Raw genomic sequence first — 22,010 nt, forward strand, 5'->3', positions numbered from 1 at the left:
GCGTCCCGTACGGGACGCGGGCCCTCGTGCCGCGCCGGAACGGATCGGCGACGAGGGCCGGCCCGGTCAGCCGCCCGAGGACGACGGACCGAACAGCCCCGGCCGGCACACGAACGGATAGGCGGCGGCCTCCTCCGCCGCCGTCGCCGCGTCGCCCGCGCGGATCGCGTCCACCAGCCGGCCGTGGTCCATGTGCGTCGCCGGGGACATCCCCTCGCCCACGTCGCCCCGCAGCCAGTCCCGCAGCACCTCGCTCAGGTCCGCGTACATCGCGGTCATCACGTCGTTGTGCGAGGCGGCCACGACCGCCAGGTGGAACGTGGCGTCCGCCGCCACGAAGGCCTCCGCCTCACCCGACTCCCAGGCCTCCTCCCGGCGCAGCAGCAGGGCGTCGATCTGCTTGAGGTCCTTCTCCGTGCGCCGTTCGGCGGCCAGGCGGGCGGCGGCCGACTCCAGCGTGGAACGGAGCTCGGCGATGTGCTGGGGGGCGGCGTCGGCGAAGCGGCGCTGCATCACGCCGGCCAGCTCGCTGGTCGCCACGACGTACGTGCCCGAGCCCTGGCGGATGTCCAGCAGACCGTTGTGGGCCAGCGCGCGGACCGCCTCACGGACCGTGTTCCGGGCGACGCCGAGCTGCTCGACCAGTTCCGGCTCGGTGGGGATGCGGGAGCCGACCGGCCACTCGCCCGAGGCGATCTGCTGCCGCAGCGCGGCGATGACCTGCTCGGACAGTGCCGAACGACGGGGATGGCTCAGTGGCATGGCTCACCTTCGCACACGAGCGAATGGACGCACAATCATCCCATGATTCTATGATGGGCCTCATGGCTAGTGACGAGACCCGGACCGAGACACGTACCGAGACGCGTGCGCAGACACGCCCGCAGGCGCCCGCCACGCGCGCGTGGACGACGTGGACGACCCGGCTGCTCGTCCTCGGTATCGTCCTGGCCGCCCTCAACCTGCGCCCCGCCATCACGAGCCTGGGCGCGCTCCTGGAGGAGGTCCGCGACGGACTCGGCATGAGCGGCAGCATCGCCGGACTGCTCACCTCCGTGCCCCCGCTCTGCTTCGCCGTCTTCGGGGTCACCGCTCCCCGGCTGGCCCGCCGCTTCGGGCCCGGCGCGGTGGTCTGCGCCGGCATGGCCGCCATCACCGCGGGCCTGCTGATACGCCCGTACGCCGGCGGCACGGGCGGCTTCCTGGCCGCCACCGCCCTGGCGCTGATGGGCATCGCGGTCAGCAACGTCCTGATGCCGGTCATCGTCAAGCGCTACTTCCCCGACCGCGTCGGCTCCATGACCGGCCTGTACTCGATGGCCCTGGCCTTCGGCACCTCCATCGCCGCCGCGGCGACCGTGCCCGTGACCAACGCGCTGGGCGGACACTGGCAGACCGGCCTCGCGGTCTGGGCCGTGCTGCCCGCGCTGGCCGTCCTGCCCTGGATACCGTTCGTACGGAACCGGCAGGCGCCGTCCGCCACGGTGCCGTCCACGCCGCCGCCGGGGCGGGAGGGCGGAAAGCCCGCGGAGCAGCCCCCGCTGCGGATCACCCGCAGCCGCACCGCCTGGGCGCTCGCCGTCTTCTTCGGCCTCCAGGCCACCGCCGCCTACATCACGATGGGCTGGATGGCGCAGATCTTCCGGGACTCCGGAGTGTCCGCCGGCACTGCCGGGCTGCTGCTCGCCGTCATCATGGTGATGGGCGTGCCGCTCGCCTTCGTCATCCCGCGCGTGGCGACGCGTCTGCCCCACCAGGGCCCGATCGTGGTGGTCCTGGGCGTGTGCGGGCTCGCCGGATACGCCGGCCTGTACTTCGCGCCGGTCGGCGGCGCCTGGGCCTGGGCCCTGCTGCTCGGGGTCTCCAACTGCGCCTTCCCGCTGGCGCTGACCATGGTCGGGATGCGGGCCAGGACGGGAGCGGGCGTCGCCCAGCTGTCCGCCTTCGCGCAGAGCACCGGCTACCTGATCTCCATCCCGGGACCGCTCCTGGTGGGCGTGCTCTACCAGCACAGCGGCGGCTGGGGACTGCCGATCGCCCTGATGAGCGCGCTGATGGTGCCGCAGATCATGGTGGGCGTCCTGGCCGGGCGCGACCGCACCGTCGAGGAGGAGGCGGCCCGCTGACCCGGGCGCGCGGCGGGCCGGGCCCCGGGGCCGCACGCCGGGCGTCGTCGGTGACCCGCCGTCGGTGGCCCGCCGTCGTCGGTGGCCCCCCGGGAGCCGCCCGGGCGGGGGATGCGAGACTTGCCGTATGCCAGTCCTCGACCCGAACCCCCAGCACGGCCAGAAGAAGATGCTGATCGTCTTCGGTGCCTTCCTCGCGATCTTCGTGATCATCGGCGTCATCGCGACGATCGCCTCGCCGTGACCCCGCCCCCGGCGACCGGACGGTGGGGTTAACCCCACGTCCCCTAGGGGGCCAGGGTCAGGGTCAAGTGGGTGGACCTCCGGATGGGTTGGGCCCCGCGGATTCCGTAACTTCGAGATGTGCCCGCGACAGGCGGGCCGCCGAGCACGGACCAGGGACGCCCGAAGACCACCGGAGGCACTCATGTCGGCCCCTACCCACACCCGGCCTCCCCAGGCGACCCGGGGCGGCGTCGACATCCGGCTGCCCTGGTGGGCCCTCGCCCTGCCCGTGCTCGCCTTCGTCGCGCTGCTCCTGCTGATCCTCGATCCCGCCGACGCCCACGCGGCCGCGGAGCAGCCCGCGATGGCCCAGCTCCTGGAGCGGCTGGAGCAGCTGGCCGCGCGCTGAGCGCCGACCGAGGGCTCCCACCCGCGTCCCGTGGTGAGTCCGCCTGTCAACTCCCAGAGCCCCGTGGCCTGTTTCATGCGAAGCTGGAAGACATGAGCGTCGCAGAACCCCGCAGGATTGTTCTCTTCCGGCATGCGAAAGCCGACTGGCCACAGGTGACCGACCACGAGCGACCGCTCGCCGACCGGGGCCGCATGGACGCCGCGGAGGCCGGGCGTCGGCTGGCGGACACCGGCCTGCCCTTCGACCAGGCCCTGTGCTCCACCTCGGTCCGGACCCGCGAGACCTGGAAGCTCGCCGTCCAGGAGTTCCCGCACCGGCCGAAAACCGTCTACGAGGAGCGGATCTACGAGGCCTCGCCCGGCGAGCTGATCGCCGTGCTCAACGAGACCCCCGACGACCTGCGGAACGTGCTGGTGATCGGCCACAACCCGGGCATGGAGGCACTGACCGAGATCCTGGCCGGCTCCGCCGAGGACGAGGTCCGCGAGCGGATCGACCGCCGGGGCTTCCCGACCGCCGCCTTCGCCGTCCTGACCTTCACGGGCTCCTGGAAGGACGTGGAGCCCGGCCGGGCCACCCTGGTCGACTACTGGGCACCGACCGACTGACCCGCCCCGTGTGACAGGGCCCGGCACCCTCGCGGTCCGGGCCCCCGGCCTTGCGGGACGTACGGCGGCTTCCGCGCCGGGTCAGGGCCGCTCGGCGGGTCGGCCGAGGCCTCCTTCGCCGAGACCCTCGTCCAGGGTGTCCGCGGCCTCGACCTCCTCGCGGGTGATGCCCAGCAGATAGAGCACGGTGTCCAGGAAGGGCACGTTCACCGCGGTGTGCGCCGCCTCGCGCACCACCGGCTTGGCGTTGAAGGCGACCCCGAGCCCGGCCGCGTTCAGCATGTCCAGATCGTTGGCGCCGTCGCCGATCGCCACCGTCTGCGACAGCGGCACGCCCGCCTCGGCGGCGAACCGGCGCAGCAGCCGCGCCTTGCCCGCCCGGTCGACGATCTCCCCGGTGACCCTGCCGGTCAGCCTGCCGTCGACGATCTCCAGCGTGTTGGCCTGGGCGAAGTCCAGTCCGAGCTGCTCCCGCAAGGCGTCGGTGACCTGGGTGAAGCCGCCGGAGACGACGCCCACCTGGTAACCGAGTCGCTTCAGCGTGCGGATCAGGGTGCGGGCCCCCGGCGTGAGCCGTACCTCGGCGCGCACCTTGTCCACCACCGAGGCGTCAAGACCCGCCAGCAGGGCCACGCGCGCGTGCAGCGACTGCTCGAAGTCCAGCTCCCCGCGCATCGCGGCGGCGGTCACCTCGGCGACCTTGTCCTCGCACCCGGCGTGCGCGGCGAACAGCTCGATGACCTCGTCCTGGATCAGGGTGGAGTCCACGTCCATCACCACCAGGCGCTGCGCCCGCCGGTGCAGCCCCGCCGCGACGACCGCGATGTCCACGCCGAGCGCCGCGGCCTCCGTGGCCAGGGCGGTGCGCAGCGGCTCGGTGGCCACGCCGGACACCGCGAACTCGACGGCGGTCACCGGGTACTTGGCCAGCCGGAAGATACGGTCGATGTTGCTCCCGGACTCGGTGATCCGGGCCGCTATGGCGGCGGTGGCCTCCGCGGTGAGGGGGTGCCCGAGCACCGTGACCAGGGAGCGGCCGAGTCCGCGGGGCCGGTTGTCGCCGATGCCGGAGATGATCTCCGCCTGCAGCTTCAGCGACTCCGCCCAGCTGTGGACGGTCGCCCGCAGATCGCCCTCCAGGCCACGGGGCGGCTCGGTCACGAGCGCGCACAGCACGATCCGGCCACGGGTGACGACCTGCTCGATGTCCACGACATCGACGGAGTAGGCGGCGAGAGTGTCGAACAGGCCGGCCGTGATGCCGGGCCGGTCCTTGCCGAAGATCTTGACGAGAAGCGTGGGAACGTCAGAGGTCTGCGAAGCGCTCATGGTGCTCCCACCGTATCCGGCACCCCGTGCCGCCCGCCCCTCAGGTCCGACTGGCGGACAGGGGCCACCCGAGCGCGGGACCGGACCCACGCGCCCGTGCGCGCCCCCCCCGACACTCCGCGAGCGAAGCGAGCTCGGCGCGACCTCGGCGGGACCGCGGCGCGACCGCGGGGCGGCCCCGAGCCCGCCGTCCCACCGCCGCGGCAGCCCCCGCGCTCACCGGTCGCCGGGGCGCCGAGGCGGCACGGGAGGTGGAGGCGGTGGGGGAGGAGGGCCCTCACCCCAGGGGCGGGAGGGGCGTCGTCCTCCCGGGCGCGGCGGCCGCCGCGGTGGTCCCGGGGGCGGTCCGAGGGGCCCCGCCACCGTGGGGGCGCCGTAGACGTCGTCGTCGGACCGGCCCTCCGTCCCGCCCTCCTGCCGGCCCGCCTCGTCGCCGTACCACCCGGGGCCGTCGTCCCCGGGACCCGCACCGCCGCTCCCTCCCCTCGCCCCGCGCCGTTCCGGGCCCGCCCGTCCCTGCACCTGTGCCTGCCCCGGGCCGGCCGGCGCCTGCGGGCCCGGGGGCCGCGCGTCCTCGGGTTCCCCGTGCCCGGCGGTCCGCCGGACCCGGGCGGCCCCGCCCCCTCGTGCCACCGCAGGTAGGGATGGGCACCCGGCTCGGGCGGCGGCCGGTGCGGTGTGCCCGGCCGGTACGGCCCGAAGGCGGGGTCCGCAGGGGCCGTACCGCCCGTGCCGACGCGTTCCGTCACCACCCGGCACTGAGTGCCAAGCCCGTCGCCCGTGTCCCCGCCGCCCCGCTCACCCGCGCCAGCAGTGCCCCGGCGGCTCCCGCAGCCGTACCCCAGGCGGCACCCAGCAGCAGAGCCGCGCCCAGCCGGCCGTGCAGGTCGACGCCCGCGCCGAAGGCGTCGATGCCGAGCACCGACAGGGACGCGTCCACGGACACCTTGGTGAGGTGGGCCAGCAGCGGCAGCGCCACCGCGGTGGCGACGCCCAGCCGCAGCGCGCAGCGCAGGGAGAGGGCGAGTGGACGCGCGTCGTCGGGCCCACCGGCGTCCGTACCGCCGTCAGCACCCCTGCCAGCAGCATCGTCAGCACCGCGGCCACCCCCAGCAGCCACACCCGCCCGTCCAGCTCCGCCAGCCGCCCCAGGGTGACCGGCCGCTCGGTGCCGGAGCCGAGCAGGTCGTCGAGCGGGGCCGGGAGGGCCCCGGTCAGCGCGCCGGTGGCCCGCCCGTCCCACGGCACGAACAGGCCGATCGAGGCGCCGAGCCAGACCCCGTTCGGCGCGCCCAGCAGCGCTGCCCCCGCGATCCGCCGGGGGTGGTCGTCGCCCATCGTCGCCCAGGCAGCCGCCGCGAGGCCGGCCGCCACCGTCGTCAGCACCACCGTGACCAGGGCGGACACGGCCGGTCGCACCACCCTGTGCACCACTTCGCACCCGCGCGGCAGCGGAGTGCGGCGCGAGGCCGGCAACGCGATCAGCAGCACCCCCGCGGACCAGAGGAGACCGCCCACAAGAGTCGGCACGGTGTCGACGGTGAACCCGACGGCGGCCCGGGCGTCCACCAGGTCACCGACCCGGTCGGGCAGCAGCCCGCCGATGTCGCCCACGTCGCCGAGCCCGGGGATCTCCAGCCCACCGCCCCCACCGCCCCCGCCGGGCAGGTCGTCGAGCCCGAGCGAGGCGCCGTCGATCGTGACGACGTCGTGCCCCGCCCAGGACAGAGCGCCCGTCATCGCCACGAACAGCGCGACCACCGCGCCCGCACGCGCGAGGAGTTCGGCGGGGGAGACGACGGCTCCGGCCGCCCGCAGGGACCGCAGGAAGAAGAACGACAGGAACAGCGCCCCGACCAGACTCACGCCCAGTGGCGTGATCTCGATGGCCGTATGGGCCTGCGCCCCTTTCAGGCCGAACGCGGACACGTCACCGACCGGGGTGAGCGAACCACCCGCCCCGAGCGCCACGACCGCCGCGGTCATCGGCCCGAGCGACCCCGCCGCGTCCGCGCCCAGCAGGCGCAGGCCGAGCGCCGCCGTGCCCGCCGTGCCGATCAACGCCCAGCTCACGGAGGCGATCGCGGACAGCAGCACGTCGACCCACGGCACCTGCCCGGCGTACCCCTCGGTTCCGACGCTCGTGGACGCGCTCATGGCAGACCCCCCGATCCGCTGCGCGGTCAGGTTGCCGCGCATGTCCCCCTCGCGTGAAATACCACTCTCCGGGCAGGTTTCAACCCCGTCAACGGAAACGGCCGATGGGTGTCCGCGCACTTTTCACAAGGCCCGACTTTCGGTCAGAGGGCCGAGCCTGAAATAGTTCCCCCCGATGTTCGACATCCCTAGACTCCCCGCGACGGGAGCACATCGGGGGACAACTCAGTGGGGCTGGAGTGCCGGAACTCGTACTGGAATCCAATGGACGGACCTGGACGCTCGATCCGTCCCGGTCATACGCGCTAGGACGCGATCCGCAGGGGGAGCTTGTCTTCGACGACGCCAGGGTGTCCTGGCGACATGCCACGATCAGTTTCAACGGTCGCAGTTGGGTGGTCGAGGACCACGGCAGCACCAACGGCACGTTCGTGCACGGGCAGCGGGTCCAGCAGACCGAGCTCGGCGCCGGCACGGTGCTGAACCTCGGCAACGCGACCGACGGACCGCGCGTGAGCCTGACCGGAGCCCAGGTCCCGGCCGGCCCGCCGCAGGCCCAGCCGCAGCAGCAGCCGTACGCCGCGCAGGGCGCGAACGCGGGCTGGGCGCAGCAGGCGCCGCCCGCGCAGGAGCCGTTCCAGCAGCAGGCGCCGCCCCAGCAGGCACCGCAGCACGGGCAGCAGCACCAGGCCCAGCAGCCGGGCCGGCAGCAGCAACCGCCGCCGCAGTCGGCCGCACCGCAGCCGCAGCAGGCCGCGCCGCACTTCCCCCAGCAGCAGGGATCCGGCGGCGCGGCGGGGGCGCCACCGGTCTACGGGGACCGCAGCCCGACCACCTTCCACCAGTTCTCCCTCGGCCGCGTCATGCGCATCGGCCGTGCCCTGGAGAACGACCTGGTCGTCTCCGACCTCCAGGTGTCCCGGCACCACGCGGAGTTCCACGCGACGCCCGACGGGCGCATGGAGATCCGCGACCTCGGCTCGCACAACGGCACGTACGTCAACGGCCAGCCGATCGCCAAGGGCGGCTCCCAACTGCTCGGCCCGACCGACATCGTGGGCGTCGGCCACTCGACGTTCCAGATCGTCGGCGACCGGCTCGAGGAGTTCGTCGACACCGGTGAGGTCTCCTTCTCCGCCCGGCACCTGACCGTCACGGTCGACGGCGGCAAGCAGATCCTCAAGGACGTCTCCTTCGGCGTGCCCGAGAAGTCGCTGATCGCGGTCATCGGCCCCTCGGGCTCCGGCAAGTCGACCCTGCTCAAGGCGCTCACCGGCTACCGGCCCGCCGACCAGGGCGAGGTCCTCTACGACAACCGGAACCTGTACAAGCAGTTCGCCGAGCTGCGCCAGCGCATCGGTCTGGTCCCGCAGGACGACATCCTGCACAAGGAGCTGACCGTCAAGAAGGCGCTCAAGTACGCGGCGAAGCTCCGCTTCCCCGCCGACACCACGGCAGCCGAGCGCGACGCCCGCATAGACGAGGTGCTGCGCGAGCTGAAGCTGGACATCCACAAGGACAAGAAGGTCACGTCCCTGTCCGGCGGTCAGCGCAAGCGCGTCTCCGTCGCCCTGGAGCTGCTGACCAAGCCGTCGCTGATCTTCCTGGACGAGCCGACCTCCGGTCTCGACCCGGGCATGGACCGTGACGTCATGCAGCTGCTGCGCGGCCTCGCCGACGACGGCCGCACCGTCCTCGTCGTCACCCACTCGGTGGCCGAGCTGGCGACCTGCGACAAGCTGCTGGTGATGGCGCCGGGCGGTTCCGTGGCCTACTTCGGCCCGCCGGAGGAGGCGCTGAACTTCTTCGGCTACGACACCTGGGCCGACGTCTTCTCCGCCTTCGAGAACTATCGCGACTACGACTGGGCGGGCCGCTGGAAGGGCTCGCAGCACTACCAGATGTACGCCGCGGACCTCGACGCCGTCGCGCCGCAGCCCGTACAGGTACCGCCGATGCAGGCGATGAGGCCGCCGAAACCGCAGGGCTGGTTGTCGCAGTTCGTGACGCTGGTGCGGCGCTACGTGTCGGTGATCGCCTCCGACAAGGGCTTCCTCGCCCTGATGGTGATCCTCCCGGCGGTGCTGGGCGCGGTGAGCCTGCTCATCGACGCGGACAAGGGCCTGCTGCCCAACCCGCCCAACGCGGCGGGCCGGATCATCCCGAACGGCACGGCGACCACGGTCCTGCTGATCCTCGCGGTCGGCGCCTGCTTCGCCGGCGCCGCGAACTCGGTCCGTGAGCTGATCAAGGAACGGGTGATCTACGAGCGGGAACGCGCGACCGGCCTGTCCCGGTCCGCGTACCTGATGTCCAAGGTCTTCGTGCTCGGCGTGATCACGGTGTTCCAGGGACTGCTGGTCGGTGTGATCGGCTTCGCCACCCGCGAGATCCCCGAGGAGGGGCTGGTCCTGGGCGGCTCGACGCTGGTCGAGCTGTCCCTGCCGATCATGGGGCTGGGCTTCAGCTCGATGATGTTCGGTCTGGTCATCTCCTCGCTGGTGAAGACCGCCGAGAAGACCATGCCGCTGCTCGTGATGTTCGCGATCATCCAGGTCGTCTTCACCGGCTGCCTCTTCGCCCTGAACGACGCGGTCGGCGTCAACCAGTTCTCGTACCTGATGCCCTCGCGCTGGGCGGTCGCCGCGGCCGGGGCCACGCTGGACTTCAACAAGGTCAGCCCACCCGAGAAGGGCGCCGAGGCCGACCCGCTGTGGGAGCACACCGTGGGCGCCTGGGGCATGGACATGGCCGCGCTGATCGTCCTCGGCGTGATCTGCGGCTTCTTCGTCGCCCGCTTCCTGCGCCGCCACGAGCCGGAGGTCATGCGCAAGTAGACCGAGGTCCGGCGGGCCCGAGGGCCCCGCACGCCCCGAAGGGCGGCACCCTGTCAGGAGGGTGCCGCCCTTCGGCGTACGGTGCGGCGTCGGCGACGTCGTGAAGAGGTCCGCGCCGACCTCAGTACGCGCTGTCGACGTTGTCCATGGTGCCGTACTTGTCCGCGGCGTAGTTGCACGCGGCGACGATGTTGGCGACCGGGTCGTAGATGTTCTTCGAGGTGCCGGCCACGTGGTAGGCCGCGAAGGTCGGCGGGATGACCTGGAGCAGGCCCTTCGACGGGATGCCGTTGATGGCGTTGATGTCCCAGTCGTTGATGGCCATCGGGTTGCCGGAGGACTCCCGCATGATGTTGCGGTGGATGCCCTCGTAGGAACCGGGGATGCCGTGCTTCTTCATGATGGCCCGGGCCTCGCGGATCCAGCCGTCGAGGTTGTTCGGGTAGGACTTCGGCGCGGCCTTCTTGACCTCGGTGCGCGCGGCGGACCGGCTGACGGTCTCCTTCGCCTCACGCTGGGAGACGGCCTTCTTGGCAGCGGCCTTCTTCTCGGCGGTCGCCTTCTTGGCGGCCGCCTCCTGCTTGGCCTCGATGGCGGCGACCTTCTGGCTCGCGCCGGCGAGCTGGCCGGTGACACCGGCGTGCACGTCCTGGATCTGCTTGGTGCTGTACGCCACCTTGGCCGTGGGAGCGGCCTCGCTCGTGGTCGTCGTCTGACCGCTGGCCGGGACGGCGGTGAAGGCGACGGCGGCGGCGCCGAGCGTGCCGACACCGGCGATCGCGATCTTGTGCGTGCGGTTCAGGGAACGACTGCGACCACGGGGAAGGATGTTCTTGAGCATGGCGGGATAGACCTCTTCGAATAGCGCGGAGGTCGCTCTCGTCCGGCGGGGACAGTTGGTGCTTCCGGCACAAACGCCGCGGGGGAGAACCCACGGCGTTGAGCGACGAGAGCAATTCTTAGCGGCCGCAAAATCCGGAGGCAAAGGTGTGACGTACGATCCGGGATAGTGGATCAGGGAACGGCGAAACGGGGCAGATTGGACCATCTGCCCCGCTCAAAACGGACGAGTCGTTCTCCTACTCCCCTTCGTACGTGACGTGCGCCCTATGCCCGGGCTCACATCGACCCCCCGCCTTTCTCACTGCTAGTTGCTGAAGCAATGCAAAGTGTGAGTGGGTGCCCGGCCCCCTCTACGGCAGGAGGAGATGGACGTCCCCGAACTCGTGCCAGAGGTAGCGCCCCCGCACCGCCGCCTCGTACCCGCGGTCGATCGCGGCCCGCCCCGCCACCGCCTCCAGCATCAGCAGATGCGAGGCCTCCGGTTCGTGCAGCCCCGTGAGCAGGCCCTCCACGACCCGCACACCGCGCTCCGGCGTCACCACCAGATCGGTCCACCCGGCCCGGGCCCCTACGACCCCGTCGTCCCCGGCCGCCGACTCCACCGCCCGCACGGCCGTCGTCCCCACGGCCACCACCCGCCCGTCACCGGCGCGCACGGCGTTGATCAGCCGCGCCGACGCCTCGGGCACGGCGAACCGCTCCGGATACGGCGGCTCGTGCGACTCGGCCGAGGCCACCCCCGTGTGCAGCGTCACCGGCGCGAACTGCACCCCCCTGCTCACCAGCTCCGCCACCAGCCGCGCCGTGAAGGGCCGCGCCGCGCTCGGCATCTCCGCACTGCCCGTCCCGTCCCCGGACGCCAGCGCGAACACCGTCTGGTAGACGGACAGCGGCTGGTCCCGCTCCGTATAGGAGTAGCGAATGGGCCGCCCGTGCTCCCGCAGCAGCTCGGACACCCGCGCCCCCGACACCCGCTCCCCGTGCGCACTCACCGGCTCCTCCAGCACCAGCCGCGCACCACCCGGCAGCCGCACCCTCGTCCCCGCCGGACCGCCGCACCCCCGTCCCCCCACTTCCCCCGCACGCGCGCGCGGGACGCCCGCCGCGTCCGCACGCGCGCGCGTGGTGCCCCTCCCGTCCGGGTCCCGCAGCTCCACCGCCCACCGGCCGTCGTCCCCGCGCGTGGAGAAGTGCACCACCACGCGCGCGTGCCCGGCCCGGCCGTCCACGGCGGCGGCCAGCGTGGCCGAGGTGTTGACCACCAGCAGATCACCGGCCCGCAGCAGCCCCGGCAGCTCCGCGAAAGCGTGGTGCGAGACCTCGGTGCCGCGCGACACCAGCAGCCGTACGCCGTCCCGGTCGAGCCCCGGCTCCCGCTGCTCGACCGGCAGCGGGGCCGACAGCTCCTCGGGGACCCGCACCGCCGGCGACGACATCACCGCGCCTCCAGCAGCGCCGGAGCCCCGTAGCGCCCGCTCGCCGGACGCTCGTCCAGCAGCCGCAGCAGCGCCGGCACGACACTCGCCGGGTCCGGCCGCGGATCGTCGTCGTCCGGCACGCCAGCCGCGTACAGGTCCGTGGCCATGTCCCCCGGATCGAGGGCCCAGACCCGCAGCCCCGGCTCCTCCGTGCCCAGCACCGCCGCCAGCTGGTCCAGGGCCGCCTTGGACGCCCCGTAGCCGCCCCACGTCTCGTACGCCTCGGCGGCCGCGTCCGAGCTGATCGTGACCACCGCGCCCGCCGGAGCCGCCCGCAGCAGCGGCAGTGCCTCACGGACCAGCCCCAGCGCGGCCACCACGTTCACCTCCAGGGCCCGCCGCAGCCCCTCCAGGGGCAGCTCCGCCAGCCGCACCAAGGGCTCGGCGCCCAGCGCGCTGGCGTTGCTCACCAGCAGATCCACGCCGCCCAGCCGCCGGGCCTCGGTCACCAGCCCCGTCCGGTGCCAGGAGTCGGTGACGTCGCCGGGCACCGCCGTCACGCGCGTGCCGTACGCCTCCAGCGCCGTCGCCGTCTCCTTGAGCACCTCGGGACCCCTGGCGTCCAGCACCAGGTCCCAGCCCCGCGCGGCCAGCGCCTCGGCGAGCGCCCGGCCCAGCCCCCTGGACGCCCCCGTGATGATCGCAACCGGCATGACCCACGCCCCTTCGTCGTCCCCGCCGCCCGTGCGGCCGGCGTGATCCTCAACGTAGGAACCGCCGCCCGCCCGCCGCCTCGGGCACGGGCCCCAACCGGCCAGGGCCCTTCGCCCTAGGCCCGACGGGCGGGTCCCCGGACCTAGGCCCACCGCCCTAGGCGAGGCCCGTCACCGGGCCGATCCCGCCCGCACCCCCCGCGGGTACCGTGAGGACATGAGCCACGGCCCCCGGTCCGGCCTCACCGCGGTGAGTTCCGCGCTGCTGGCCATGAGCAGGCACCTAGAGGTGCGCGACGTCCTCAAGACGATCGTCGCCTCGGCCCGCGAGCTGCTCGACGCGCAGTACGCCGCCCTCGGCGTCCCCGACGACCACGGCGGCTTCGCCCAGTTCGTGGTCGACGGCGTCAGCGACGAGCAGTGGAAGGCCATCGGCCCCCTGCCGCGCCAGCACGGCATCCTCGCCGCGATGCTCCACGAAGCCACCCCCGAGCGCCTCGGCGACGTCCGCAAGGACCCCCGCTTCGGCGGCTGGCCCTCCGCCCATCCCGACCTGGTCGACTTCCTGGGCCTGCCGATCCGGGACGGCGACGAGGTGCTCGGGGCCCTGTTCCTGGCGAACAAGCTGCGCCCTGCGGGGGGAGAGCCCTCGTGCGCGGAACCCGAGGGCGGCTGCGGCTTCACGCAGGACGACGAGGAACTGCTCGGCATCCTCGCCCAGCACGCCGCGATCGCCCTCACCAACGCGCGCCTGTACGAGCGCAGCCGCGAGCTCACCATCGCCGAGGAGCGCTCCCGCCTCGCCCACGAGCTGCACGACGCGGTGAGCCAGAAGCTGTTCTCGCTGCGCCTGACCGCCCAGGCCGCCACCGCCCTGGTCGACCGCGACCCCGCGCGGGCCAAGGACGAGCTGCACCAGGTCGCCACGCTCGCCGCCGAGGCCGCCGACGAGCTGCGCGCCGCCGTCGTCGAGCTGCGCCCCGCCGCGCTGGAGGAGGACGGCCTCGTCGCCACCCTGCGCACCCAGATCCAGGTCCTCGACCGCGCCCACACCGCGCGCGTGTCCTTCACCGGCCACGGCGTCAAGGCCCTGCCCGCCGCCCAGGAGGAGGCGATGCTGCGCGTGGCCCAGGAGGCCCTGCACAACGCCCTGCGCCACTCCGGGGCGGAGCACGTCCAGGTGACCCTGCGCCGACGGGGCACCGGCACCGTCCTGCGGATCACCGACGACGGCGGCGGCTTCGACCCGCGCACGGTGAGCCGCGCCGGACGCCACCTCGGCCTGGTCTCGATGCGCGACCGGGCGAGCGGCACCGGCGGCCGGCTGAGCGTGCGGTCCGCGCCCGGCGAGGGCACCACGATCGAGATGGAGGTTCCCGGTGGCTGAGGCGATCAAGGTGCTGCTGGTCGACGACCACCAGGTGGTCCGCCGGGGACTGCGCACCTTCCTGGAGGTACAGGACGACATCGAGGTGGTCGGCGAGGCCGCGGACGGCGCCGAGGGCGTCGAGCGGGCCCAGGAGCTGGAACCCGACGTGATCCTCATGGACGTCAAGATGCCGGGCATGGACGGCGTCGACGCGCTGCGCAGACTCCGGGAGCTGGAAAACCACGCGCGCGTGCTGGTCGTCACCAGCTTCACCGAGCAGCGCACCGTGGTCCCGGCCCTGCGGGCGGGCGCGGCCGGCTACGTGTACAAGGACGTCGACCCCGACGCGCTGGCCGGCGCCATCCGCTCCGTCCACGCCGGGCACATCCTGCTCCAGCCCGAGGTCGCGGGCGCCCTGCTGAGCCAGGAGGAGAGCAGCTCGGGACCGGGCCGGGCCGGATCCCTCACGGAGCGGGAACGCGAGGTGCTGGGCCTGATAGCGGACGGCCGCTCCAACCGGGAGATCGCCCGTGCGCTGGTCCTCTCGGAGAAGACGGTGAAGACCCACGTCTCGAACATCCTGATGAAACTCGACCTCGCGGACCGCACCCAGGCGGCCCTGTGGGCCGTACGCCACGGCGTGACCGGCTGACGCGGTACGCGGCGGGGCGGCGGAGGGTTCCCCTCCGGTCGGAGATTCATACCGTCGTGGGAATGTCCCCCATATGGCGCATCCTTCGAGGGGTCCGGCCGTTCTTCAGGGCGCACCACGGCGACTGCCGCGGTGATCGCAAGGAGGGCTTGTAAGTGAAGAACCTGAAGAAGGCAGCGGCCGTGACGATGGTGGCCGGCGGTCTGATCGCCGCCGGTGCGGGCATGGCCTCCGCCACCGACGGCGGCTCCCACGCCCACGGCGAGGCCATCGGCTCCCCGGGCGTCGCCTCCGGCAACCTGGTCCAGGCGCCGATCCACATCCCGGTCAACGCCGTCGGCAACAGCGTCAACGTCATCGGCGTCCTGAACCCGGCCTTCGGCAACCTGGGCGTCAACCACTGACGTCGGTCGTGACGATGCCTGCGGCCTCCCGGGCCCCCGGGAGGCCGCATCGGCATGACACAGCGCGTCCGGCGCTTGAGGACGAGGCCGTTCAGGCCGAAAGCGGGGGCGCGGCCCCCGGGACGGTCACACCAGCACGGAGCACAGGCCAGGAGAAGCGGTCACCGCATTCCACGCTCCACCACCACGGAGTTGTACGCCGCGACCTGCGCCCGCCGGGCCACCCGCTCCACCGGCCTGAGCGCCTCCCCCCGCGCCACCATCTCGGACGCGCTCACCGCACCCCCGTGCCCGCTCTCCGACACCAGCGACACCAGCATCCCCACCCGCTGCGCCAACTCCAGCACCCGCACCGCCCGCGGCGGATACCCCGGCGCCAGCACCTCGCGCCCCCTCCCGCCCGTCGCCCGGCCACCGCCCCTCATCGAGGCGCTGCGCGCCGCCCCGTCGACTCGCGCCCGGTACGCCGCGACCGCCGCCTCCGCCACCGGCCCCGACCCGGCGACGTCCAGCCGCGTCAGCACTTCCGTCGCGTCCCGCAGCGCCTCCGCCAACTCCCGCTCAGCCTCCCCGAGCGAGGGCACGTCCGCCGCCGGCGCCTCCCGCACCGGCAGGCAGTGCCAGACGACCTCGACGTGCACATCACCCTCGGGGCCCGCCTCGTACACCTCCGGCACCAGCCCCAGCGCGGCCCCCTCGCAGATCACCGCCTCCTCGGCCTCCAGCGCCCGCGCGTTGAACTCCGGCGGCCCGCTCAGCCCCAGCGGATGCCCCGGCGCGGGCAGCGCCACCCGCAGCCCGGACGCCCCGAGCGCCCGCAGCCGCCCCAGCGCCAGCGTGAGACCGACCGGCGCGGTCTCGCCCGGCAGCCCCTCCACGCGGTGCACCGCGTCCTCGCCCACGATCGCGATCGCGGCGTCGTCCGGCGAGACCATATGGGCAATAAGGGCATTTCCCCAGGCGGCAAGGCGCCCTGCGCGTGGTTCCGAGAGCATGCCCCCACCCTAAGGACAGGACCGATGGAACGGTGACGCCGACCGGTGGCGTAGATTTCCTGGAGGGGCCTGCGCCCACCGGCGCCGCGGCCCGAGTCACAGGTGTACGCGACAGCCGAGACCGGCCACAATGCAAGGGGAGACAACGCGCTCATGAGCGATGTTCTGGAGCTTCAGGACGTATCCGTGGTCCGTGAGGGCCGGGCTCTGGTGGACCAGGTCTCCTGGTCGGTCAAGGAGGGCGAGCGCTGGGTCATCCTCGGCCCCAACGGCGCCGGCAAGACCACCCTCCTCAATGTCGCGTCCAGCTACCTCTACCCGAGCAACGGCACCGCCACCATCCTCGGCGAGACCCTCGGCAGGCCCGGCACCGACGTCTTCGAACTGCGCCCGCGCATCGGCGTGGCCGGTATCGCCATGGCCGACAAGCTCCCCAAGCGCCAGACCGTCCTGCAGACCGTGCTGACCGCCGCGTACGGCATGACCGCCGGCTGGCAGGAGGAGTACGAGGACATCGACGAGCAGCGCGCCCGCGCCTTCCTCGACCGCCTCGGCATGACCGAGTACCTGGACCGCAGGTTCGGCACCCTCTCCGAGGGCGAGCGCAAGCGCACGCTGATCGCCCGCGCCCTCATGACCGACCCCGAGCTGCTCCTCCTGGACGAGCCGGCGGCCGGCCTCGACCTCGGCGGCCGCGAGGACCTCGTGCGGCGACTCGGCCGGCTCGCCCGCGACCCCATCGCGCCGTCCATGATCATGGTGACCCACCACGTCGAGGAGATCGCCCCGGGCTTCACCCACGTCCTGATGATCCGTCAGGGCAGGGTCCTGGCCGCCGGACCGCTGGAGCTCGAACTCACCTCCCGCAACCTGTCCCGCTGCTTCGGACTCCCGCTCGTCGTCGAGCAGTCCGGGGACCGGTGGACCGCCAAGGGACTCCCGCTGTCCTGACCCGCCCCCCGTGCGCCCTGTCCCCGGCGTCCCCGACGGACCTACCATGACAGCGTGAACGACATCGACGCATGGGTGTGGTGGCTCGTCGCCGCGGCAGCGCTCGGAATCCCGCTCGTCGTGACCGCGATGCCGGAGTTCGGGATGTTCGCCGTCGGCGCGGTCGCCGCCGCCGTCACCTCCGGACTGGGCGCGGGCCTCGTCGTCCAGGTCATCGTCTTCGTCATCGTCTCCGTCGCCCTCATCGCCGTCGTACGGCCCATCGCCGCCCGACACCGCTCCCAACAGCCCCAACTGGCCACGGGAGTGGACGCCCTGAGAGGAAGACAGGCCGTCGTGCTGGAGCGCGTGGACGGCTCGGGCGGACGGATCAAACTGGCCGGGGAGGTCTGGTCGGCCCGCGCCCTGGACACCGGGCGCGCCTTCGAGCCCGGTGAGGAAGTGGACGTCGTGGAGATCGACGGGGCCACGGCCGTCATCATGTGATCCGGCCGTGCGCAAGTGACGCGAACGTCCCCCGCGTGGTGCGACGGTCTGTCAGACTCGACCAGCAAGATCTTCAACAGCCGTAAGATCAGCAGTAGTCAGGGTCAACCGGGCCAACAGGGCCCGGTCACACAGGATCTGCCGGAGCGCCGAGGCGGAGAAGGGGACGGACACCCACGATGGAACCGGTCATCATCGTCCTGATCATCCTGGTGGTGTTGGTCTTCATCGCCCTGATCAAGACCATCCAGGTCATCCCACAGGCCAGCGCCGCCATCGTCGAGCGCTTCGGCCGCTACACGCGGACCCTCAACGCGGGCCTCAACATCGTGGTCCCGTTCATCGACACCATCCGCAACCGCATCGACCTGCGCGAACAGGTCGTCCCCTTCCCGCCCCAGCCGGTCATCACCCAGGACAACCTGGTCGTCAACATCGACACCGTCATCTACTACCAGGTGACCGACGCCCGGGCCGCCACCTACGAGGTCGCCAGTTACATCCAGGCGATCGAGCAGCTCACCGTCACCACCCTGCGCAACATCATCGGTGGCATGGACCTGGAGCGCACCCTGACCTCCCGCGAGGAGATCAACGCGGCGCTGCGCGGCGTCCTCGACGAGGCCACCGGCAAGTGGGGCATCCGCGTCAACCGCGTCGAGCTCAAGGCCATCGAACCGCCCACCTCCATCCAGGACTCGATGGAGAAGCAGATGCGCGCCGACCGCGACAAGCGTGCCGCGATCCTCCAGGCCGAAGGTGTCCGGCAGTCCGAGATCCTGCGCGCCGAGGGTGAGAAGCAGTCCCAGATCCTGCGCGCCGAAGGTGAGGCCAAGGCCGCCGCACTGCGCGCCGAGGGCGAGGCCCAGGCCGTCCGCACGGTCTTCGAGGCCATCCACGCCGGCGACCCGGACCAGAAGCTGCTCTCCTACCAGTACCTCCAGATGCTCCCCAAGATCGCCGAGGGCGACGCCAACAAGCTCTGGATCGTCCCCAGCGAGATCGGCGACGCCCTGAAGGGCCTCTCCGGCGCCATGGGCAACCTCGGCGGCCTGGGCGGCGTTTCGGGCGGCGGAGGCGGCAACGGCGGCGCGAGCGTCCCCGCCCAGGAACGCCGAGAGAAGCCGTCGATCGACTGACGGCACTCCCTGGATGCCAGGCGACCGCCGCGCCCCTCAACGGGCGCGGCGAACTGCGCGACCAGCCACGAACGGTCCGCTCCCGGGGCAGAGAACCCGAGCCCCGAGGGCGCAGCCGTCACGCAGCGTCCAGCACCAACCACTCCGGCAGCGCGGCGAAGTCGTCCCGGGCCAGCGCCAGCAACATCGCATCGGCGGGAGTCGGCTCGAACGGCTCCCGCAGCAACGGCATCCCGGCCTGCTCCGGCGTCCGGTTCGCCTTGCGGTGATTGTCCTCAGCACACGAGGCCACCGTGTTCAGCCACGTGTCCTGGCCCCCGTGCGACCGCGGCACCACGTGGTCGACGGTCGTCGCCCGCCGTCCGCAGTACGCGCACCGGTGCCGGTCCCGCACCAGCACCCCGCGCCTCGACCACGGGGCGCGTCTTCGGAACGGCACCCGTACGTACTGGCAGAGCCTGATCACCCGCGGCGCGGGTATGTCGAGCGCGGCTCCGCGCATCCGCAGCGAGGGGTGGGCCTGCTCGACGACGGCCTTGTCCTGGAGCACCAGCACGACGGCTCGATTCAACGTCACCGTCGACAACGGCTCGAAGCTCGCGTTCAGCACCAGCGTGTCCCGCATACCAGCCCACCTCCCGTGCGCACCGGCCCACCCCCTGGCGGGCTGGAACAACTCTGGCCGGGCACGCCGGGATGGACAACGCAATATCTGCTGCTCCGACGGGGGACGCGCCCCCACCACCCCCCGGCAACAAAATGCCCGCCCCTGATCCATTCCAAGACCGGGGGCGGGCAAACGTTCCATGAACGCTCGGAAGAGTCAGCTCTCCGCGGGCACCTCGTACTCACCGATGAGCTGGGCCCGCGCGAGGGTGTGGAACCGCAGGTTGAAGCCGACGAACGCCGCAGTGCCGTCCGAGTCCGGCCCTAGCTTCTCCTGGTCCACGGCGTACACCGTGAACACGTACCGGTGCGGGCCGTCCCCGGCCGGCGGCGCGGCCCCGCCGAAGTCCTTGGTGCCGTAGTCGTTGCGCGCCTGTACGGCACCCTGGGGCAGCCCCTCGAAGGTGCCGTTGCCCGCGCCCGCCGGCAGCTCGGTCACCGAGGCCGGGATGTCGAACACCACCCAGTGCCAGAACCCGCTGCCCGTCGGGGCGTCCGGGTCGTAGCACGTCACGGCGAAGCTCTTGGTCCCGGCGGGAAAGCCCTCCCACCGCAGGTGCGGAGAGGTGTTGCCGACCGCGTGGACCTGAGCGTCCTTGAGCGTCCCGCCCTCCTGGACGTCGTCGCTCGTGACGGTGAACGACGGCACGGGCGGATGGAAGTCATGGGGGAGCGGACGCCGCTTCAGCTCGGTCACCTCGGTACCTCCTGAATGGTCTGGTGCAGAGATGACCGAGCCTAGATCCATCAGAACCAGTTGCGCTTGCTGCCGACCTCGGAGAGCCACTGGTTGAGGTACGCCGCCCAGTCGGTGCCCTGGTAGTCGTTCAGCCCGACCTTGAAGGAACGGAACGTGTCGCTGCCCTCGCTGAACAGCCCGGGCTTCTTGTCCATCTCCAGCACGACGTCCATCGCCTGCGCGTCGGCCACGAAGCTCAGCTCGACCTGGTTGAGCCCGCGGTACTGCTGCGGCGGGAAGAACTCGATCTCCTGGTAGAAGGGCAGCTGCTGGCGCGTCCCCCGGATGTGTCCCCGCTCCATGTCCGCGCTCTTGAAGCGGAAGCCCAGGCCGATGAAGGCGTCCAGGATCGCCTTCTGCGCCGGCAGCGGGTGCACGTTGATCGGGTCCAGGTCACCGGAGTCCACGGCGCGCGCGATCTCCAGCTCCGTGGTGACGCCGATGTTCATCCCGCGCAGCGACTGGCCGTCGATCATCGTGATCGGCGTCTCCCACGGGATCTCCAGGCCGAACGGCACCGCGTGCACCGCACCGGCCTTCAGCTCGAAGGCGCCGCCGAGACGCACCTTGGTGAACTCGATGTCCTGCTTGTACTCCTGGTCGCCGCTCTCCACCTCGACCTTGGCCTGGAGCCCGACCGACAGCCCTTCGATCCCCTGGTCGACGGACCCACCCTGGATCCGCACCTCGCCCTGGACGACACCCCCCGGTACGACGTTGACCTCATGCAGCTCGGTCTCGACCGAAGCCCCGCCGGCCCCCAGGCTCGCGAGCAGCTTCTTGAACGCCATGTCTCTCCCTCTCCAGGCTTGCGTGTGGATCCTCGATCCCTACAAACGCGATCCGGCCGTGGCCGGTTCCGCGCCCACACCCTGGCAAGGCCGACGCTCCCTGACCACCCCCGCGCACGGTCCCGGCTGCGTTACGCTCGGACGGCATGATCGCGAGCCCTGACCGTACGCCCCTGTCCAGGGATTTCTTCGACCGCCCCGTTCTGGAGGTGGCCCCCGACCTCCTGGGCCGCATCCTGGTGCGCACCACCCCGGACGGTCCGATCGCCCTCCGTCTGACGGAGGTGGAGGCCTACGACGGTCAGAACGATCCCGGCTCCCACGCCTACCGCGGTCGCACCCCCCGCAACGACGTGATGTTCGGTCCCCCCGGACACGTGTACGTCTACTTCACCTACGGCATGTGGTTCTGCATGAACCTGGTGTGCGGCCCCGAGGACAGGGCGAGTGCGGTTCTGCTCCGCGCCGGCGAGGTCATCGAGGGTGCCGAACTGGCCCGGACCCGTCGGCTCTCCGCCCGCAATGACAAGGAACTGGCCAAAGGACCGGCCCGCCTCGCCACCGCCCTCGGCGTGGACCGCGCCCTGAACGGCACGGACGCGTGCACGGCGGAAGACACCCCGCTGCGCGTCCTGACCGGTGCCCCCGTCCCCGGTGACCAGGTACGCAACGGGCCGCGGACCGGTGTGGCCGGCGACGGCGGCGTGCACCCCTGGCGCTACTGGGTCGCCGACGACCCGACGGTCAGCCCGTATCGGGCGCATGTCCCCAGGAAGCGCCGAAGTTGACTCTCCCTTGGCAGACGCGTAACGTAGCCCGAGCCGCTTGACCCGGGTACGGCAATCGCCTGCAGCCGGAAGCGGCCACCCACTACCTACGACTTCCCTCAGCGGGGACGATTTCGGCATGTCCACATGCCTGAATTCAAACTCGCGGGACTCGATTATGAGTCCCTGGAGAAATCGGCTAACGTAGTGAATGTCGAAAGGCCGACGAGCGAAAGCGCGAAGGCTGTCGACAAAACCCGCCGACCGGGAATCGGATCGAAAAGGATCTGATAGAGTCGGAAACGCAAGACCGAAGGGAAGCGCCCGGAGGAAAGCCCGAGAGGGTGAGTACAAAGGAAGCGTCCGTTCCTTGAGAACTCAAC

The 22,010-nt window shown here is 72.1% G+C and carries 21 protein-coding genes and 1 pseudogene; 12 read left to right on the forward strand and 10 right to left on the reverse strand.

Annotated elements, in window-relative coordinates; all coding sequences use genetic code 11:
• Positions 1 to 66: 66 nt before the first annotated feature.
• Positions 67 to 762, reverse strand: coding sequence for a FadR/GntR family transcriptional regulator (locus IE94_RS0117265; protein ID WP_030184891.1), 696 nt, complete (start codon positions 760 to 762; stop codon positions 67 to 69).
• A 62-nt stretch (positions 763 to 824) separates the two neighbouring features.
• On the opposite strand from IE94_RS0117265, the gene IE94_RS0117270 reads away from it, so the two are divergent.
• The 4 genes from IE94_RS0117270 (at position 825) to IE94_RS0117285 (ending at position 3,371) form a co-directional block, all read left to right on the forward strand.
• On the forward strand, positions 825 to 2,126 hold the full coding sequence (locus IE94_RS0117270) for a CynX/NimT family MFS transporter (protein ID WP_106977894.1): 1,302 nt from the start codon (positions 825 to 827) through the stop codon (positions 2,124 to 2,126).
• A gap of 127 nt (positions 2,127 to 2,253) precedes the next feature.
• Positions 2,254 to 2,370, forward strand: coding sequence for an SGM_5486 family transporter-associated protein (locus IE94_RS41540; protein ID WP_037922852.1), 117 nt, complete (start codon positions 2,254 to 2,256; stop codon positions 2,368 to 2,370).
• Positions 2,371 to 2,553: 183 nt separating this feature from the next.
• The gene (locus IE94_RS0117280) at positions 2,554 to 2,760 is read left to right on the forward strand and encodes a hypothetical protein (RefSeq protein ID WP_030184895.1); all 207 of its coding nucleotides are present in this window, start codon (positions 2,554 to 2,556) and stop codon (positions 2,758 to 2,760) included.
• 92 nt (positions 2,761 to 2,852) lie between these two features.
• Positions 2,853 to 3,371, forward strand: a complete 519-nt coding sequence (locus tag IE94_RS0117285) for a SixA phosphatase family protein (RefSeq protein ID WP_030184897.1) — start codon at positions 2,853 to 2,855, stop codon at positions 3,369 to 3,371.
• 81 nt (positions 3,372 to 3,452) lie between these two features.
• On the opposite strand, the gene serB is transcribed toward IE94_RS0117285, so the two are convergent.
• Positions 3,453 to 4,700, reverse strand: coding sequence for a phosphoserine phosphatase SerB (serB, locus tag IE94_RS0117290; RefSeq protein WP_030184900.1), 1,248 nt, complete (start codon positions 4,698 to 4,700; stop codon positions 3,453 to 3,455).
• A gap of 216 nt (positions 4,701 to 4,916) precedes the next feature.
• Positions 4,917 to 6,857, reverse strand: a pseudogene (locus tag IE94_RS41860) (streptophobe family protein).
• A 239-nt stretch (positions 6,858 to 7,096) separates the two neighbouring features.
• Between IE94_RS41860 and IE94_RS0117300 the strand changes: the two are divergent.
• Positions 7,097 to 9,694 (forward strand): ABC transporter ATP-binding protein/permease, encoded by a 2,598-nt coding sequence (locus IE94_RS0117300; RefSeq protein WP_030184902.1) that lies wholly within the window; start codon positions 7,097 to 7,099, stop codon positions 9,692 to 9,694.
• A gap of 121 nt (positions 9,695 to 9,815) precedes the next feature.
• Here the strand turns inward: IE94_RS0117300 and IE94_RS0117305 are convergent, their stop codons facing one another.
• The 3 genes from IE94_RS0117305 to IE94_RS0117315 all read right to left on the reverse strand — a co-directional run bounded on the left by IE94_RS0117305 (position 9,816) and on the right by IE94_RS0117315 (position 12,668).
• Positions 9,816 to 10,535, reverse strand: a complete 720-nt coding sequence (locus IE94_RS0117305) for a transglycosylase SLT domain-containing protein (RefSeq protein WP_030184905.1) — start codon at positions 10,533 to 10,535, stop codon at positions 9,816 to 9,818.
• A 352-nt stretch (positions 10,536 to 10,887) separates the two neighbouring features.
• Positions 10,888 to 11,973 (reverse strand): S-adenosylmethionine:tRNA ribosyltransferase-isomerase, encoded by a 1,086-nt coding sequence (locus IE94_RS0117310; protein WP_030184908.1) that lies wholly within the window; start codon positions 11,971 to 11,973, stop codon positions 10,888 to 10,890.
• Entirely contained in the window at positions 11,973 to 12,668 is a 696-nt protein-coding gene (locus tag IE94_RS0117315) for an SDR family NAD(P)-dependent oxidoreductase (RefSeq protein ID WP_030184911.1), read from the reverse strand. Before IE94_RS0117315 ends, IE94_RS0117310 begins: the two co-directional genes overlap by 1 nt.
• Positions 12,669 to 12,885: 217 nt before the next feature.
• On the opposite strand from IE94_RS0117315, the gene IE94_RS0117320 reads away from it, so the two are divergent.
• From IE94_RS0117320 to chpE, 3 genes are all read left to right on the forward strand, one after another.
• Positions 12,886 to 14,055: a GAF domain-containing sensor histidine kinase gene (locus IE94_RS0117320; RefSeq protein WP_030184914.1), complete on the forward strand. Its 1,170-nt coding sequence runs from the start codon at positions 12,886 to 12,888 to the stop codon at positions 14,053 to 14,055.
• Positions 14,048 to 14,689, forward strand: a complete 642-nt coding sequence (locus tag IE94_RS0117325; RefSeq protein ID WP_030184915.1) for a response regulator — start codon at positions 14,048 to 14,050, stop codon at positions 14,687 to 14,689. Before IE94_RS0117320 ends, IE94_RS0117325 begins: the two co-directional genes overlap by 8 nt.
• Before the next feature lie 155 nt (positions 14,690 to 14,844).
• Positions 14,845 to 15,093 (forward strand): chaplin ChpE, encoded by a 249-nt coding sequence (chpE, locus tag IE94_RS0117330; protein ID WP_030184918.1) that lies wholly within the window; start codon positions 14,845 to 14,847, stop codon positions 15,091 to 15,093.
• A gap of 161 nt (positions 15,094 to 15,254) precedes the next feature.
• On the opposite strand, the gene IE94_RS0117335 is transcribed toward chpE, so the two are convergent.
• Complete coding sequence (locus tag IE94_RS0117335) at positions 15,255 to 16,088, reverse strand: hypothetical protein (RefSeq protein WP_030184921.1); 834 nt, start codon at positions 16,086 to 16,088, stop codon at positions 15,255 to 15,257.
• A 153-nt stretch (positions 16,089 to 16,241) separates the two neighbouring features.
• On the opposite strand from IE94_RS0117335, the gene IE94_RS0117340 reads away from it, so the two are divergent.
• The 3 genes from IE94_RS0117340 (at position 16,242) to IE94_RS0117350 (ending at position 18,664) form a co-directional block, all read left to right on the forward strand.
• Positions 16,242 to 17,039: an ABC transporter ATP-binding protein gene (locus IE94_RS0117340; RefSeq protein WP_030184923.1), complete on the forward strand. Its 798-nt coding sequence runs from the start codon at positions 16,242 to 16,244 to the stop codon at positions 17,037 to 17,039.
• A gap of 54 nt (positions 17,040 to 17,093) precedes the next feature.
• On the forward strand, positions 17,094 to 17,525 hold the full coding sequence (locus IE94_RS0117345; RefSeq protein WP_030184926.1) for an NfeD family protein: 432 nt from the start codon (positions 17,094 to 17,096) through the stop codon (positions 17,523 to 17,525).
• Between the two features lie 179 nt (positions 17,526 to 17,704).
• Positions 17,705 to 18,664 (forward strand): SPFH domain-containing protein, encoded by a 960-nt coding sequence (locus tag IE94_RS0117350; protein WP_030184928.1) that lies wholly within the window; start codon positions 17,705 to 17,707, stop codon positions 18,662 to 18,664.
• Between the two features lie 118 nt (positions 18,665 to 18,782).
• Here IE94_RS0117350 and IE94_RS0117355 read toward each other — a convergent pair whose 3' ends face one another.
• The 3 genes from IE94_RS0117355 to IE94_RS0117365 form a co-directional block, all read right to left on the reverse strand.
• Complete coding sequence (locus IE94_RS0117355) at positions 18,783 to 19,289, reverse strand: HNH endonuclease (protein WP_007388340.1); 507 nt, start codon at positions 19,287 to 19,289, stop codon at positions 18,783 to 18,785.
• 198 nt (positions 19,290 to 19,487) lie between these two features.
• Entirely contained in the window at positions 19,488 to 20,027 is a 540-nt protein-coding gene (locus tag IE94_RS0117360) for a YbhB/YbcL family Raf kinase inhibitor-like protein (protein ID WP_030184929.1), read from the reverse strand.
• Positions 20,028 to 20,077: 50 nt separating this feature from the next.
• Positions 20,078 to 20,860: a sporulation protein gene (locus tag IE94_RS0117365; protein ID WP_030184931.1), complete on the reverse strand. Its 783-nt coding sequence runs from the start codon at positions 20,858 to 20,860 to the stop codon at positions 20,078 to 20,080.
• A 146-nt stretch (positions 20,861 to 21,006) separates the two neighbouring features.
• Here IE94_RS0117365 and IE94_RS0117370 point away from each other — a divergent pair, with 146 nt between their 5' ends.
• Positions 21,007 to 21,648, forward strand: coding sequence for a DNA-3-methyladenine glycosylase (locus IE94_RS0117370; RefSeq protein WP_030184932.1), 642 nt, complete (start codon positions 21,007 to 21,009; stop codon positions 21,646 to 21,648).
• Positions 21,649 to 22,010: the final 362 nt, after the last annotated feature.

Source organism: Streptomyces violaceorubidus (assembly GCF_000717995.1).
Classification (GTDB): Bacteria; Actinomycetota; Actinomycetes; order Streptomycetales; family Streptomycetaceae; genus Streptomyces; species Streptomyces violaceorubidus.